The organism is Winogradskyella sp. (genome assembly GCF_028289625.1).
In the GTDB taxonomy this organism is placed as follows: Bacteria; Bacteroidota; Bacteroidia; order Flavobacteriales; family Flavobacteriaceae; genus Winogradskyella.
Map to the genome: position 1 here is coordinate 1 of NZ_JANQOM010000026.1, position 14,083 is coordinate 14,083.

Here is a 14,083-nt window from a genome sequence, read left to right on the forward strand (position 1 = left end):
AGTAATGATATTTCCATTTTCTTACCCGCCAATTACGTTAGAAATCGGTATGGTGACAATAACAGGAACTTTAAAAATATTGTAATCATTAAACCTAAAAAAGATGTTGATATTGCAGGTTTAAAGGCAGATGTAACTCAAATTTTGCGTAATAGACGTGGCATTAAGCCCGACGAAATTGATTCGTTTTTTATTAATATTATTTCTGGTCTGCAAGATGCTATAGACAGTATCATTGGGACAATGAATACGATTGGCTGGGTAATCAGTGCCTTCTCACTCTTAGTTGGTGGTTTTGGTATCGCTAACATTATGTTTGTGAGTGTTAAGGAAAGAACCAATTTAATTGGCATTCAAAAATCGTTGGGTGCTAAAAATAGATTTATTTTATTTCAATTCTTATTTGAAGCAATCATATTAGCTTTAGTTGGTGGCTTAATCGGTTTGGTTTTGGTTTGGTTAGGAACGCTTATAGGAAATAATGTTGCTGAGGATTTTGAGTTCGTGCTATCCCCAAAAAATATGATTATAGGGTTTTCTATCTCTTCATTTATCGGATTGATTTCTGGTGTAATTCCTGCATTGACGGCATCGCGATTAGATCCTGTGGAAGCAATTAGAACAGGGATGTAGTATTTTAATTAGAAGTTAGAAGTTGGAAGTTGGAAGCCAATACTTTGTCAAATTAACAACTTGATTTTAGTCTAAAATTTTAGCCACCTCTTTACAAACAAACTCCAAAAACCGTTCGTCGGCTTCAGTAAAAGGGTCAGCAGTATTGGAGTCAATATCTATCTGACCTATATTTTCACCATTAACAAAAATTGGGACTACGATTTCTGCTTTTACAGTGATGCTACAAGCAATGTAGTTATCTTGAGCGGATACATCTGGCACTACAAAGTTTTGGTTGCTCACAGCAACTTGTCCGCAGATACCCTTTCCGAAAGGAATAATAGTATGATCTGTAGGCTCACCAACATATGGGCCTAACTTTAATTCTAGCTTATCTCCATTTTTAAAATAAAAGCCTACCCAATTATAATATGCTATATGGGCTTCAAGTAGTTCACAAATTTTATAAAGGCGTTCGTCTACGCTTAAGTTATTTTGGGCTACAATATGTTTTATTTCAGGTTTTAGGGTATCAAAGGTCATTATTGTATAAACTTTTGGTAAAAGTATTTAAAACGTTCAATTTTAAAATAGGGTTTTCATAAATTTAACAGCAAACTAACACGATCTTTTTTATTGAGAGAGCTGCTAGCAAAATACAAATTGGTTATTCGTTTCATAATCACTTTCTTAGTGGTTTATGGAGTATTAACTATTTGCTACCATTTATACTTAACTTTCTCAGACGGTTCAAAGTTTTATCCTGACTACATGACCAACTTAGTAGCAACACAAACCAATTCCTTACTTAATAGTATTGGTTATGATGCTGAAATTCTTCCACATCCCAATGAACCCTCAATGAAAGTTATTATTAACGGGAAGTTTGTAGCTAGAGTGATTGAAGGTTGCAATGCTTTAAGTATTATTATTTTGTTCGTATCATTTATTGTGGCCTTCGCGGGAAAACTTAAAACCACCATTTTCTATGGCTTTGCAGGAAGTATTATCATTTATGCTTTTAATTTGATTCGGATTGTTATTCTTTCAGTTGGATTATACCATTATCCCGACCAAAAATATTTAATGCATAAAGTGATTTTTCCAATGTTGATTTATGGGACTGTGTTTTTACTTTGGATGGTTTGGGTGAATCGTTTTTCAAAATCCGTGAAAGCCGATGCCTAGATTGACGCGTTACATATTTGTGGTTGTTTTGATTTTTGTTCTAATAGCGATTAGAAGCTTTGAAGATTACTTGTTTTATGATCCTTACTTGAAGTTTTTTGAAAACGACTATCTATATATAGACAATCCTAGACGCGAAGTAGTCAAGCTGGTATTTTTTACAAGCCTTAGATTTTTACTCAATACCTTGGCTTCTTTGGGAATTCTTTATTTGATTTTTAACGATAAAGTAATGATTAAGTTTTCGGTGTTGCTTTATGCGATTGCTTATGTATTATTACTTGTTCCGTTTTTATATTTTGTGATTAATCCAAAGCAAGAAGACTATTACTTATTTTTTAATGTGAGGCGTTTTTTAATTCAGCCCATAGGGTTAATTCTCCTTTTGCCTGCTTTTTATTATTACAAATTGAATCGTTAAGGATATTATAAATTGGGTTATAGTATGAGGAATTTCGTAACTTTGCATTATGAAATTGGCATTTTTGCATAAAGTATTTTCAACCCTATTAGCACTCTTAGTGTTAGTGTCAACGTTGTCATTGGCCATAGAAAAGCATTTCTGTGGTGATGTTTTGGTTGATGTGGCTGTATTTACTGAAATTGACAAATGCTGTAGTGGTGATTCTGATAAAACCACGAAGGATTCTTGCTGTAAAAACGAAGTTGATATTGTTGAAGGCCAAGATAACATTACCATAAAAACTTTTGAAGATTTAGAAGATATTCATAAACAGGTCCTGTTTGCTTACGCACATAGTTATATTAATCTTTATGAAATTCTTCCAAAACAAATAATTCCACATAAAGACTATTCGCCTCCATTACTCATTAGGAATATACAGGTGTTAGACGAAACTTACCTCATTTGATTGTAGAATAACTTTTATGAAGAATAGCACAATTATGTGCTCATTGTTATACCTACAATCAAAAAAAATGAAGACATATTTAATTATAATTTTTACGTTCTTGTCGTATGCCTTAACTGCGCAAGAACAATTAAAAGGCATTGTTTTAGAATCGAGTAGTTCTGAGGAGATGCCATTACCGGGAGTCAATGTATATTGGCTGGGTTCGTCTGTTGGTGCGATTACAGCAGATGATGGTACCTTTTCATTACCTTATAAATTTTCGTTTAATAAGTTAGTGATTAGCTATGTTGGTTTTAAAACGGATACATTAACAGTTACAGAAAACAAGTTTATTAGGCACGTTTTACAAGCTTCGGACGAGCTTGATGCCGTTACGGTAACTTCCCGAAAACAAACTACATCTAAATCGTATTTAAAAGCAACCAATACACTCACTGTTAGCGCAGATGAATTATTAAAAGCAGCTTGCTGTAATTTATCAGAGAGTTTTGAAACCAATCCATCTATAGATGTCAATTTTGCGGATGCGGTATCGGGCACTAGGCAAATTAAAATGTTGGGTCTAAATTCGCCCTATATTTTAATTACTACCGAAAATATTCCAGCCATTCGTGGTGCTTCTCAAGCCTATGGCTTAAGTTTTATTCCTGGGACTTGGGTAGAGAGTATCCAAATCACAAAAGGAGCTGGAAGCGTTGTCAATGGTTTTGAAAGTATTACAGGACAAATCAACACAGAGTTAGTAAAACCCACCACTGACGATAAGTTTTATCTCAATGCTTATGGCGCTACAAGCGAACGTTTAGAATTGAATACACATTTCAATACCAAAGTATCTGATAAATGGAGTACAGGCTTATATGTTCATGCCAATACACACCAAGAAAACCACGATGTTAATGATGATGGATTTTTGAACATGCCGTTGTTTAATCAAATTAATGTAATGAATCGATGGCAATATACTAATCCAGAAAAAGGCATAGTGAGTTTTATCAATTTAAGATATTTGTATGACGAAAAGCAAGCTGGGCAGGTTAACTTTAATCCAGATAATTTTGATCCAAGAAATCCTGGGTCGCTGGGTAACATCGAAGCGTGGGGAAGTGAAATTAATACCGAACGGATAGATGTCACTACAAAATTGGGTTACGTCAATCCAGAGATTCCCTATCAAAGTTTGGGTTTTCAAACCGCTTTTAGTCATCACAGGCAAGACTCTTATTTTGGTTTGAATATCTATGATATTCAGCATAATAGTTTTTATTCAAATTTGGTCTATAACAGTATTATTTCAGATTCGCGCCATAAAGTAAAAACCGGATTGAGTTTTACTTATGACCATTATGATGAATTGGTAAATACCGAAACCTTTGAACGTACGGAAAATTCCATTGGAGCCTTTTTTGAGTATGCCTATGATAATTTGGATAAATTAACGATGACTGCGGGTGCGCGCGTCGATCAGCACAATCGATTAGGGTTTTTTGTAACTCCTCGTCTGCATGTGCGTTACACACCTTGGGAAAAATCAGCTTTAAGAGCATCGATAGGACGCGGAAAGCGCAGTGCGAATATATTTGCTGAGAATCAGAATTTATTTGCAAGTTCTAGGCAAATTAATATCCAAGATGCAGGAGGAAAAATCTATGGACTTGATCCAGAAATTGCCTGGAATTATGGTTTAAGTTACCTGCAAGGCTTTAATTTATTTGGTCGAAAAGCGGACGTTACCTTCGATTTTTACAGAACCGATTTTCAAAATCAGGTCGTGGTGGATTGGGAGAATCCTTTTGAAATCAATTTTTATAATCTAGATGGTAAAAGCTATGCCAATAGCTTTCAGTTTGAATTTAATTTTAATGCTTTTGAAGGTTTTGATTTGAGAACAGCCTATAAGTACTATGACATCAAAACCGATTATAACTCTGGTCGATTGGAAAAACCATTGATCCCACAGCATCGTTTATTTGCCAATGCGGCTTATGAAACTAAAGAAAACGAGAATGGGAGTCAATGGAAGTTTGATGCCACTTATAATTGGTTGGATTCACAACGTTTTCCAAGTACGGAGTTAAGCATACCAGAATTTCAATTGGATGAGTTTTCACCAACGGTTGGGATTTTGAACTTGCAAGTTACCAAAGTCTTTTCTTCCAAATTTGAAGTATATTTGGGTGGGGAAAATGTGACTAATGTAAGACAACCCAATCCAATAATTAGTCCAGACAATCCGTTTGGAGCCAATTTTGATAGTAATTTTGTGTATGGTCCAATTTTTGGAAGCCTCTATTATGCAGGATTACGTTATAGAATAAATTAATTGTCACTTCGAGTGATTCAGATGTCAGATTGAGCCTTTCGACTACTCTCAAGACAAGCTAAAGTCGAAATCAAATCTGAATTGTATCGAGAAGTATTGATATGGGTCTCGATACTATTTTGATACAATCAAAATCATTCGACTTAACGAAATAAAACAAAATAACATGAAACAAATAATTTTAATTTTTACAGTATTAATTACAACAGTAAGCTTTGCTCAAAATAAAAACGCAAAGGCGACTATGGAAGTCGATGGCGTTTGTGGCGAGTGCAAAGTTCGGATAGAGAAAGCAGCTATTAGAACTAAAGGAGTGAAATCGGCCGTTTGGAATTTAGAAACCCATGAGCTTAAACTCATTTACGATGAACGTAAAACCGATTTAAAGACCATAGCGCAGAAAATTGCCAATGCAGGTCATGATACCAAGTATGTAACGGCTAGTGACGAAGCTTATGCTAAAGTAGATGCTTGTTGTAAGTACCGTGATGAAGAAGTGGTAAAAGCGCATAAGACAGAAAAGAAAAATTAAAAGAGAAGCCTGAATGAAAGTTCAGGCTTTTTTAATAGAATTTGAATTTCTCAAAATTTTAATCGAACTTCGACTTCGTTCGGTACAAAGAACTAACCTGAATGCACATTATTTAGTCAAAATGGTGACAACCAAAAAATTAAAATAGATAAATACACATAAATGAAATTAACTGTTGACTTTATCTTAATCACTGGTGTTTTATTAAACATCTTAACCATTTTAGGCCTTGTCCGAATACAACAAAAGAAATTGCCACATTATATACTTATCATTTTCTGGGTGTTGATTTTAGGTGTTTTCGCTTATTTCTATGCTAGCTTACACGAACTACAAACCCTGAAATTTATTGCTAATTATCTCGAGGATGGGGTTCGATTTTTTATTCCACCGCTCATATTTTTATATGTAAAATCTATTTTCATCAAGGATGTTAACCTGGTTAAAAAGAACCTTATTCATTTTGTACCATTCATGATTTACTTTTTAATCTACACACTCCCTAAATCGTTTTATTCTGGTTTAGAACATATTCAATTTATCGATAGGCATATCGATTGGGCATTGGTACAGGATTTATTCGGAATTACATATTTCCTCATGTCGCTTTGGCTTTTCTATAGAGTAAAGAGAACAATGAAAGATAATTATTCGAATATAACCGACAAGGATTTTTTATGGATTGAGAAATTTCTAATCAGTTTTTTAATTGTTCTTATTGTTGATCTCATTCTTACAATAAGTGAGATTTCATTCGGGTACAATGTGACTTGGGACGGATATATCACTGTCATTTTTATAATTATTGCTATGTCCTATTTAGGCTATTATGGATTGATGCAGTCTACGATTTTCTTGCCAGATTTTCTAATTCAAAAGAACTTATTGGTGGATGGTGAATTTGAAAACAAATCCCGTTACATAAAAGAAGAAGAAAAAGAAGCGCTTCGCAAGAGGTTTCATAAATGTATGAATGAAGAAAAAATATTTCTTTCACCAGACTTAAACCTGAAAACGATTGCCGATAAAATGGATATTTCAGACCGAAAACTCTCAGCGTTCTTTGCTGAAGTTTTAAATAGCAATTTTTACGATACTATTAATTCATATCGCGTAGAAGAGGCTAAAATAATTCTAAAATCCGATGTCGTAAAGAGTCACTCTATAACTGGTATTGGCCTTTCTTGTGGCTTTAGTTCTAAAAGTAGTTTTTACAGGATTTTCAAGAAGAAGACAAATTTGTCGCCTTCAGCCTATAGAAATTTGGTCTTAAAGGAGTCTCACAGCACGCAGTAAGACCATAAAAAGCGCCTATGATTTTTCCTTAAACATTTAAACGTTGATATTTGAGTTATGAAAAAACTATCACTACTTAGCCTGCTATGGTGTTTGATGTTGCAAATAGCTTTAGGGCAAAATCAAAAAGTCTATTCCACAAAACAAGTATCCGAAACTATAAGTATAGACGCAGAAATCGATGAAAAATCTTGGGGCAAAGTAAAATGGGAAGGTAACTTTATTCAAACCGAACCCGAGAATGGTTCAAAACCAACCTTCGATACCCAATTCAAAATTCTTTATGACCAAAAGCATCTATATGTCGCCATAAGAGCTTTTGATAATCATCCAGATAGTATTGTTGTTTCCAACAAGCCTAGAGATTTTTTTGATGGCGATTATGTTGAGATCAATATCGATAGTGATTACGACAAAAAAGATGCTTTTTCCTTTACCATTACCGCAGGTGGAATTCGTGGTGATGAACACATAAAAACACACGAGAATTGGTTTAACGATTGGAATCCTAATTGGACAGCCAAAACTAAGATAGACGATAAAGGCTGGATTGCAGAACTAAAGATACCATTTAGTGAGTTGGAAGTTTATGATAAAAAGGAACATTGGGGCATTCAGGTTAACCGAAGTTTGGAAAGGCTTGATGAAGGTTCGTCATGGACGAGCATCCCAGATGAAGATAAATGGGTCGAATATTTTGGACTTTTAACAGGTATTGAAAATATACCTATTACTAAGAGCTTCTCATTTAAGGGCAAAATAGAAAGTGAGGCAACGCAGAAGGATTTTAAGGATTTATATAATTCCTTGGTATCTTCTTATCCTTCACTATACCGTTATCATAGTGAAGATTTTATAAGCAATAATTACGACAAAGTTTTACAGGCCTTAAAAGAAGATATGACCCTTTTGGATTTTTACAAGACGGTTTCGTCATTTGTAAGTAAGATTGGAGATGGTCATATGAGAGTTGAACTTCCGGACCATTTTATGAAGAATTATTACAGTAGTTTGAAGAAATTACCTTTCAAACTGAACGTAACTAAAGATATTGTCTTTGTTTCAGAGAATTATTCCAAAAACAAGGTCTTAGATGGTGCTCAAGTTATTTCCATTAATGGTGAACTTGTTAGAAATATAGTTGATGACATAGCCAAAATTATTCCGTCTGATGGACACAATTTGACAGGCAAGTACCATAGAATGTCTTATGATTTTGATTTCTATTATTCGCTATTGACTGGATTTTTGGATGAGGTTAAAATAGATGTGCTTCCAAAAGGACAAGAAAAAGTACATACAGTAACCCTGCCATTATTGATCGACGCCGAAATTGAGAAGATGAAGTCAGATAGTAATGAAAGCTATAAATCGTTTGATTATAGTGTAAAGAACAATGTAGCTATCATGACTATACGCACCTTCAATAATGCCGAAGGTTTTAAGGGATTTGTAGATGAGAGTTTTAAGAAAATAGCTGAATCTAATATCAAAAAATTAATTCTTGATTTTAGGGGTAATGGTGGAGGTGATGAAACCAATGCTATTCATCTGTACGCTTACCTAACAACAAAACCCTTTAAATATTACGATAGATATGAAATGAATGTTCAGCCCAATACCAAAATTGATCAGGAATCCACTTTGGTCTCATATGAAACACTAAACTTTTTTAGTGAAGTTACATCAAAAGATACAATGGGAAGGACAATAATATCAGATTTGGAACCTTTAAGAGGGAGATTTTTAAATCCTTCTGAATGGCAAAAACCTATTGAGAAACACAATTTTACAGGTCAGGTCGTAGCTCTTATTGATGGGGGCAGCTTTTCTGCAACGTCCGAAATCTGTGCTATAATCCAGAGAGATAAACGTGCAACGTTAGTCGGCGAAGAAACTGGCGGCACGTTTGACGGTAATACAAGTGGAATTTACGACCAAATAACCTTGCCTAAATCGAGACTTAAAGTGAAGATTCCATTGATTAAGTACGTAATGGATAGCGATGGTGCTTCGTACAATTTTGGCAGAGGTGTTCTACCCGAATATCAAGTATCCTATATGCATGGTATTGATCAACCTTTAGATTTTGCGATTAACTACTTGAATAATTAAAGTTCTGGTTTTTTTTATTTATTCTTATTGATTGTCCTCAGAGCTTTCTTTAAAATATAGGTGGTTTCCTTGGTAGGGGATTCCTTTTCCCATTTAGTACAAATGTGTTGCACCCAATCAGGTTGAGACTTGCTAGCATCATTTAACCAATTCCCAACCGAATCACGAACATATTTTGAAGTATCGGATTTTAAGGGTTCTAAAAGAGGCAATCCTCTTTCGGGAGATTCTTGAAAAACAGGAATTTTTTTCGTCCAAACACCTATAGGGCGGAGCGACTCAATGGCAAAACGACGTATGTTTTCGTCGTTATTAAATGTCCATTTGCATAATATGTTTATGGCAGTGTCTAAATCTTCAATCATACGTTCTTTACTCGCAAAAATCACAACTTCACGAACACCAAAATGAGTGTCAGAAGCATAGGGTTGCATAGTATTAATTAAGTCAGTAACAGTATCATGATGTGTGCCTTCCGCCCAACAAGCCCAACAACGCACCAAATCTGAGGTATGTGCTTTTAAGGTTTTGTAAATTCCTTCATCTAAAGTTAATAAGCCCAAAGTTTCACCAATCACTTTAGTATTGCTGTTTGCTGTAGGTTTTTTTTGAGTATTTACAGCAACTTCAAAATCTGGATACCAATCGTTCTTGCCTAAATCACTAAGTACCAGTTTTAATAATGCTAATTGATCTGTAGCCAACCATTCCATCAAGTTTTTGGTTTCCACTAAACCTTTATTAAGGTAGTCTATGACTTCTGGGTCTAAATCTTTTAAGCTTCTGGCTCCTTTTCGATTTTGGATGTGTTCAGGGATCATTTTTTACTTTAGTGTTATCTTGAACAGTTTTACATTTCTAATTTATAAAAATAATTGCTGTAAATTAAAAAGCCCTTGATTTTCATCAAAGGCTTTTAGATTTATATAACTGACCTAAGTCTAAACTTAAGTGTCGAGTCTCGACCTACATCATACCTGGCATTCCGCCTCCACCCATTGGTGGCATAGCAGGAGTCTCTTCCTTAATATCTACCAAGGCACATTCGGTAGTTAAGATCATACCAGCCACAGAGGCTGCATTTTCTAAGGCGATACGTGTTACTTTCTTAGGATCTATAATACCTTCTTTCATCATATCTACATATTTCTCATTCTTAGCATCGTAGCCAAAGTCTTTTTTGCCTTCCAAAACTTTATTAATGACCACTGAACCTTCACCACCAGCATTTTCAACAATAGTTCTTAAAGGCGACTCAATCGCTTTGTTTACAATTTGTACACCAGTAGTTTCGTCTAAGTTTTCAGTCTCTAATTTTTCAAGTGTTTTTTTAGCACGTACTAATGCAACACCACCACCAGCAACAATACCTTCTTCAACTGCTGCTCTAGTAGCATGTAAGGCATCATCAACACGGTCTTTCTTTTCTTTCATTTCAACCTCAGATGCTGCACCAACATATAATACAGCTACTCCACCAGCTAACTTCGCTAAGCGCTCTTGTAACTTTTCTTTATCATAATCGGAAGTTGTTGTTTCTATCTGAGCTTTTATTTGGTTAACTCTTGCCTTAATGTCTGAAGATTTTCCGTTACCATTTACAATCGTTGTGTTGTCTTTATCAATCATTACCGACTCTGCAGTACCAAGCATAGAAAGATCTGCATTTTCTAGAGAGAAGCCTCTTTCTTCAGAAATTACAGTGCCACCTGTTAAGATGGCGATATCTTCAAGCATCGCTTTACGACGGTCACCAAAACCTGGTGCTTTTACAGCGGCAATTTTTAATCCACCGCGTAGTTTGTTGACCACTAAAGTTGCCAAAGCTTGTCCTTCAACATCTTCAGCGATGATTAATAATGGTCGACCGGATTGTGCTACAGGTTCCAAAATTGGAAGGATTTCCTGTAAGTTAGAAATCTTTTTGTCGAATAATAAAATATAAGGATTTTCTAAGTCAGATATCATCTTATCTGCATCGGTTACAAAGTAAGGTGATAAATAACCTCTGTCAAACTGCATACCTTCTACAACATCTACGTAAGTATCGGTTCCTTTAGCTTCTTCAACAGTAATGACTCCTTCTTTGCCTACTTTACCGAAAGCTTCAGCGATAAGCTCACCAATCGTTTCATCATTATTAGAAGAAATTGAAGCCACTTGTTGAATTTTTTCAGAGGAGTTACCCACTTTTTTAGCTTGCTTTTCTAAATCAGTCGTAATAGAATTTACAGCTTTATCGATACCGCGCTTTAAATCCATTGGATTTGCGCCAGCAGCGACATTTTTAAGGCCTTCTTTTACAATAGCTTGTGCTAAAACTGTAGCAGTCGTAGTACCGTCACCTGCCAAATCATTGGTTTTAGAAGCCACTTCTTTTACCATTTGCGCTCCCATATTTTCTAACTCGTCCTCAAGCTCAATTTCTTTTGCTACTGAGACACCATCTTTAGTCACTTGAGGTGCGCCAAATGATTTCCCAACAATGACATTACGACCTTTAGGACCTAATGTTACTTTAACTGCGTTTGCTAAAGCATCGACACCACGTTTTAATCCGTCTCGTGCTTCAACATCAAATTTTATATCTTTTGCCATTTTTTTATTTTTAGATTTTTGCCTTTAGCTTTTGGCCATTGGCTTGGTTATGTTTTCGTTAAGGTTGTTCTAAAAGCTGAAGGCTAATAGCTGATTTTATTTAAATAATTGCTAAAATGTCACTTTCGCGCATCATTAAATAGTCTTTACCTTCAAGCTTTAGTTCTGTGCCGCCATATTTTCCATACAATACGGTATCACCAACTTTAACGGTTAAAGGTTCGTCTTTTTTTCCGTTGCCAACAGCAACAACAGTTCCCTTTTGCGGTTTTTCTTTTGCATTATCTGGAATAATAATACCAGAAGCTGTGGTTGTTTCAGCCTCCATCGGTTCTACAAGAACACGATCTGCTAAAGGTTTGATGTTTAAGCTCATTCTATTTGAATTTTTTAATAATTAATTATTGTTTTTAACGCTTTAGCGTTATTCGAAAATTATGCCAAGCCAAAATGACTGACAAACTTGCAGTAAAATCTGTCGAATTACAGGAAATAAAAAAGCCAACTTCTAGAGTTGACCTAGATACTTTATACCAAACTTAAATTAATTTCCTATGGAATCATTTAAATTGGTGGTGTCTTCTGATGTAGATGGTAATGTTGCAGGAGTTTCGGTGGCTTCATCTTCATCTAAAGCTGTTGATCCAACACTGTTACCAGAATCTAGTGTTAAGTTAGAAGCTAATATTAAGACAATAAGTGCTGTGGCCAAAAACCAAGTACTCTTATCTAAAAAATCGCCAGTTTTCTTAACTCCACCCAATTGTTGGGTGCCTCCTCCGCCAAATGACGATGATAAACCACCACCTTTTGGGTTTTGTACCATAATCACAGCAACTAATAAAAAGGCTACGACAACAATTAAGATTAAAAATATACTGAATGCACTCATTTTATTTTGTGTTATTATCTTTTAATTCTTCTACCAATTTTATTTGGTCTGCAAAGAAACCACTTTTTTCTGGATATTTCAAACTCAAAATTCTATAAGATTGAATGGCTTTATTATAGTTTTTTTGTTCTAAATAAATACGCGCTAGAGTTTCTGTCATTAGACTTTCCGAAACATCATCCTCATTATTAACCAACTTAGGATTTGGAGTGTGGCCAGTTACAGGTTTTATCTTAGGATTTTCGATGATAAACTTATCTATTAGCTCTAATTTATTTTGAAGTGGTTGATTTACAGTATTTCCGTATTTAACTTTTTCCTCGGAGGGCACTTCTCTGACTATTGGTTTAAAACTTGTAATCTTTAACCATTCCGTAAAAGAATGACTTTCGTTTTTATCAAACTCAAGAGGCTTTCCAATATTCAGTTTATCTTCAGGTGCAATATTGTCGACATCGACCGCGATGATGGAATCTTCAATCTTCGGTGCCTCAATATGGGATATTGGTTCTATTTTAGCTTTAAATAAGTTGGGGTCCAAAACACCTTCGGTAGCTTTGATATGTTGCTTTAAAGCATCATCTATAATTACACTCTTATCAACTGAAATATCATCTGCTTCGCTAACTTCTATGGCTTTAATGTGCTCTGAATTTTGCTTTATTTGATCAGAAATTTCGTTTTGGTTAAATACCTTTGATGTAATGTAATCGAATAACACACTACGATCAGTTGTATGGGCTGCCGTGATTTTTAATGTGTTATTGTATTTGTAACTTTCCTTTTGCTTTAGTCCTTTTAAGTATAACGCTCGTAATGGCTGAAAGTAAGGAAACTCATTGATTTTTTCTGCCAGTGCTTCAGTTTGAGTATTGGTAATAGCCTCAGGGTGTTGTAATAGGTATGTGAGTTCTTGAACCTGCATATGTTACCAATTTGCTAAAGAAGCATTAAAAATGTCTTGAGTCAAACGTTCAAAAATAACTTCGAAGGCTTCGTCTTTTATACCGCCCGCTAATTGGGCATTGGCATCAAAATCGTAAAAGAATGAAAAGCGTTGTTCAAAATCTTTTTCTTCATTTAAGGCATTAAAATAGCGTACGTTTACACTAATAGTCAATCGGTTTTGGGCAGCTCTACTATCGGCTGTAGCGGTCATAGGAGCAATTCGGTATTCTGTGATTTCACCTTCATAAAGTAAATCACCACCAGAGTTCACTAAGTTCAAACTTGTTTGGTTTTGAATTAAATCTTGAAGGGCATTTGTAAAGTCAATATCCAAACCTGGTTCTACCAAGTCTGCATTGTTTTGAAAGAAATTTACCTGAAATGTTTCAGCGTTACCTGTATCCGCTCCAGTAAATGAATAATTAACTTTACATGCAGTTATTGAAACGCATAACAATAATAAGATAATATATTTTAAAGATTTCATTTAATAGGTATTAGGTCGTTTCATGGTAATAAACGCATAGATATAACCAGCATTGTCGGCAACATCAAAATCTACATTGATTAATCGGTACCCTTGATAGTGTTTTTCATTGATTAAGTCTTCGGCTTCTTTGCGTATAGCTTCAGAACTATTAGGTCTAAACGACTTTCTTATCATAAATATCTCAACGGCCTTCATCTGTAAATTAAAGTTT

At 34.9% G+C, this 14,083-nt stretch carries 16 protein-coding genes; 8 read left to right on the forward strand and 8 right to left on the reverse strand.

Annotated features, from left to right (window positions below; translation table 11 throughout):
* The coding region (locus Q0992_RS05335) for an FtsX-like permease family protein (RefSeq protein WP_299521308.1) at positions 1 to 633 on the forward strand (633 nt) is incomplete at its 5' end.
* Between the two features lie 66 nt (positions 634 to 699).
* On the opposite strand, the gene Q0992_RS05340 is transcribed toward Q0992_RS05335, so the two are convergent.
* Positions 700 to 1,158, reverse strand: coding sequence for a GAF domain-containing protein (locus Q0992_RS05340; protein WP_299521309.1), 459 nt, complete (start codon positions 1,156 to 1,158; stop codon positions 700 to 702).
* Positions 1,159 to 1,251: 93 nt separating this feature from the next.
* Between Q0992_RS05340 and xrtF the strand changes: the two genes are divergently transcribed.
* From xrtF to Q0992_RS05375, 7 genes are all read left to right on the forward strand, one after another.
* Entirely contained in the window at positions 1,252 to 1,803 is a 552-nt protein-coding gene (gene xrtF / locus Q0992_RS05345; RefSeq protein WP_299521310.1) for an exosortase family protein XrtF, read from the forward strand.
* A complete protein-coding gene (locus Q0992_RS05350; protein ID WP_299521311.1) occupies positions 1,796 to 2,224 on the forward strand; it encodes an exosortase F system-associated protein in 429 nt (142 codons plus the stop codon). Before xrtF ends, Q0992_RS05350 begins: the two co-directional genes overlap by 8 nt.
* 49 nt (positions 2,225 to 2,273) lie before the next feature.
* Positions 2,274 to 2,675: a hypothetical protein gene (locus Q0992_RS05355; protein WP_299521312.1), complete on the forward strand. Its 402-nt coding sequence runs from the start codon at positions 2,274 to 2,276 to the stop codon at positions 2,673 to 2,675.
* Positions 2,676 to 2,742: 67 nt separating this feature from the next.
* Positions 2,743 to 5,001, forward strand: coding sequence for a TonB-dependent receptor (locus tag Q0992_RS05360; protein WP_299521313.1), 2,259 nt, complete (start codon positions 2,743 to 2,745; stop codon positions 4,999 to 5,001).
* Between the two features lie 166 nt (positions 5,002 to 5,167).
* Positions 5,168 to 5,533: a heavy-metal-associated domain-containing protein gene (locus tag Q0992_RS05365; RefSeq protein WP_299521314.1), complete on the forward strand. Its 366-nt coding sequence runs from the start codon at positions 5,168 to 5,170 to the stop codon at positions 5,531 to 5,533.
* A 162-nt stretch (positions 5,534 to 5,695) separates the two neighbouring features.
* Positions 5,696 to 6,829, forward strand: a complete 1,134-nt coding sequence (locus tag Q0992_RS05370) for an AraC family transcriptional regulator (RefSeq protein ID WP_299521315.1) — start codon at positions 5,696 to 5,698, stop codon at positions 6,827 to 6,829.
* Between the two features lie 57 nt (positions 6,830 to 6,886).
* Positions 6,887 to 8,944, forward strand: coding sequence for a S41 family peptidase (locus Q0992_RS05375; RefSeq protein WP_299521316.1), 2,058 nt, complete (start codon positions 6,887 to 6,889; stop codon positions 8,942 to 8,944).
* A gap of 14 nt (positions 8,945 to 8,958) precedes the next feature.
* Here Q0992_RS05375 and Q0992_RS05380 read toward each other — a convergent pair whose 3' ends face one another.
* From Q0992_RS05380 to Q0992_RS05410, 7 genes are all read right to left on the reverse strand, one after another.
* On the reverse strand, positions 8,959 to 9,765 hold the full coding sequence (locus tag Q0992_RS05380; RefSeq protein WP_299521317.1) for a DNA alkylation repair protein: 807 nt from the start codon (positions 9,763 to 9,765) through the stop codon (positions 8,959 to 8,961).
* Positions 9,766 to 9,910: 145 nt separating this feature from the next.
* Entirely contained in the window at positions 9,911 to 11,542 is a 1,632-nt protein-coding gene (groL, locus tag Q0992_RS05385) for a chaperonin GroEL (RefSeq protein WP_299521318.1), read from the reverse strand.
* 100 nt (positions 11,543 to 11,642) lie between these two features.
* The gene (gene groES / locus Q0992_RS05390; RefSeq protein ID WP_299521319.1) at positions 11,643 to 11,918 is read right to left on the reverse strand and encodes a co-chaperone GroES; all 276 of its coding nucleotides are present in this window, start codon (positions 11,916 to 11,918) and stop codon (positions 11,643 to 11,645) included.
* Between the two features lie 168 nt (positions 11,919 to 12,086).
* Positions 12,087 to 12,434 (reverse strand): preprotein translocase subunit SecG, encoded by a 348-nt coding sequence (gene secG, locus Q0992_RS05395; protein ID WP_299521320.1) that lies wholly within the window; start codon positions 12,432 to 12,434, stop codon positions 12,087 to 12,089.
* 1 nt (position 12,435) lies between these two features.
* The gene (locus Q0992_RS05400) at positions 12,436 to 13,359 is read right to left on the reverse strand and encodes a hypothetical protein (protein WP_299521321.1); all 924 of its coding nucleotides are present in this window, start codon (positions 13,357 to 13,359) and stop codon (positions 12,436 to 12,438) included.
* Between the two features lie 3 nt (positions 13,360 to 13,362).
* Positions 13,363 to 13,869, reverse strand: coding sequence for an LptE family protein (locus Q0992_RS05405; protein WP_299521322.1), 507 nt, complete (start codon positions 13,867 to 13,869; stop codon positions 13,363 to 13,365).
* Positions 13,870 to 14,046 (reverse strand): hypothetical protein, encoded by a 177-nt coding sequence (locus Q0992_RS05410; protein ID WP_299521323.1) that lies wholly within the window; start codon positions 14,044 to 14,046, stop codon positions 13,870 to 13,872.
* Positions 14,047 to 14,083: the final 37 nt, after the last annotated feature.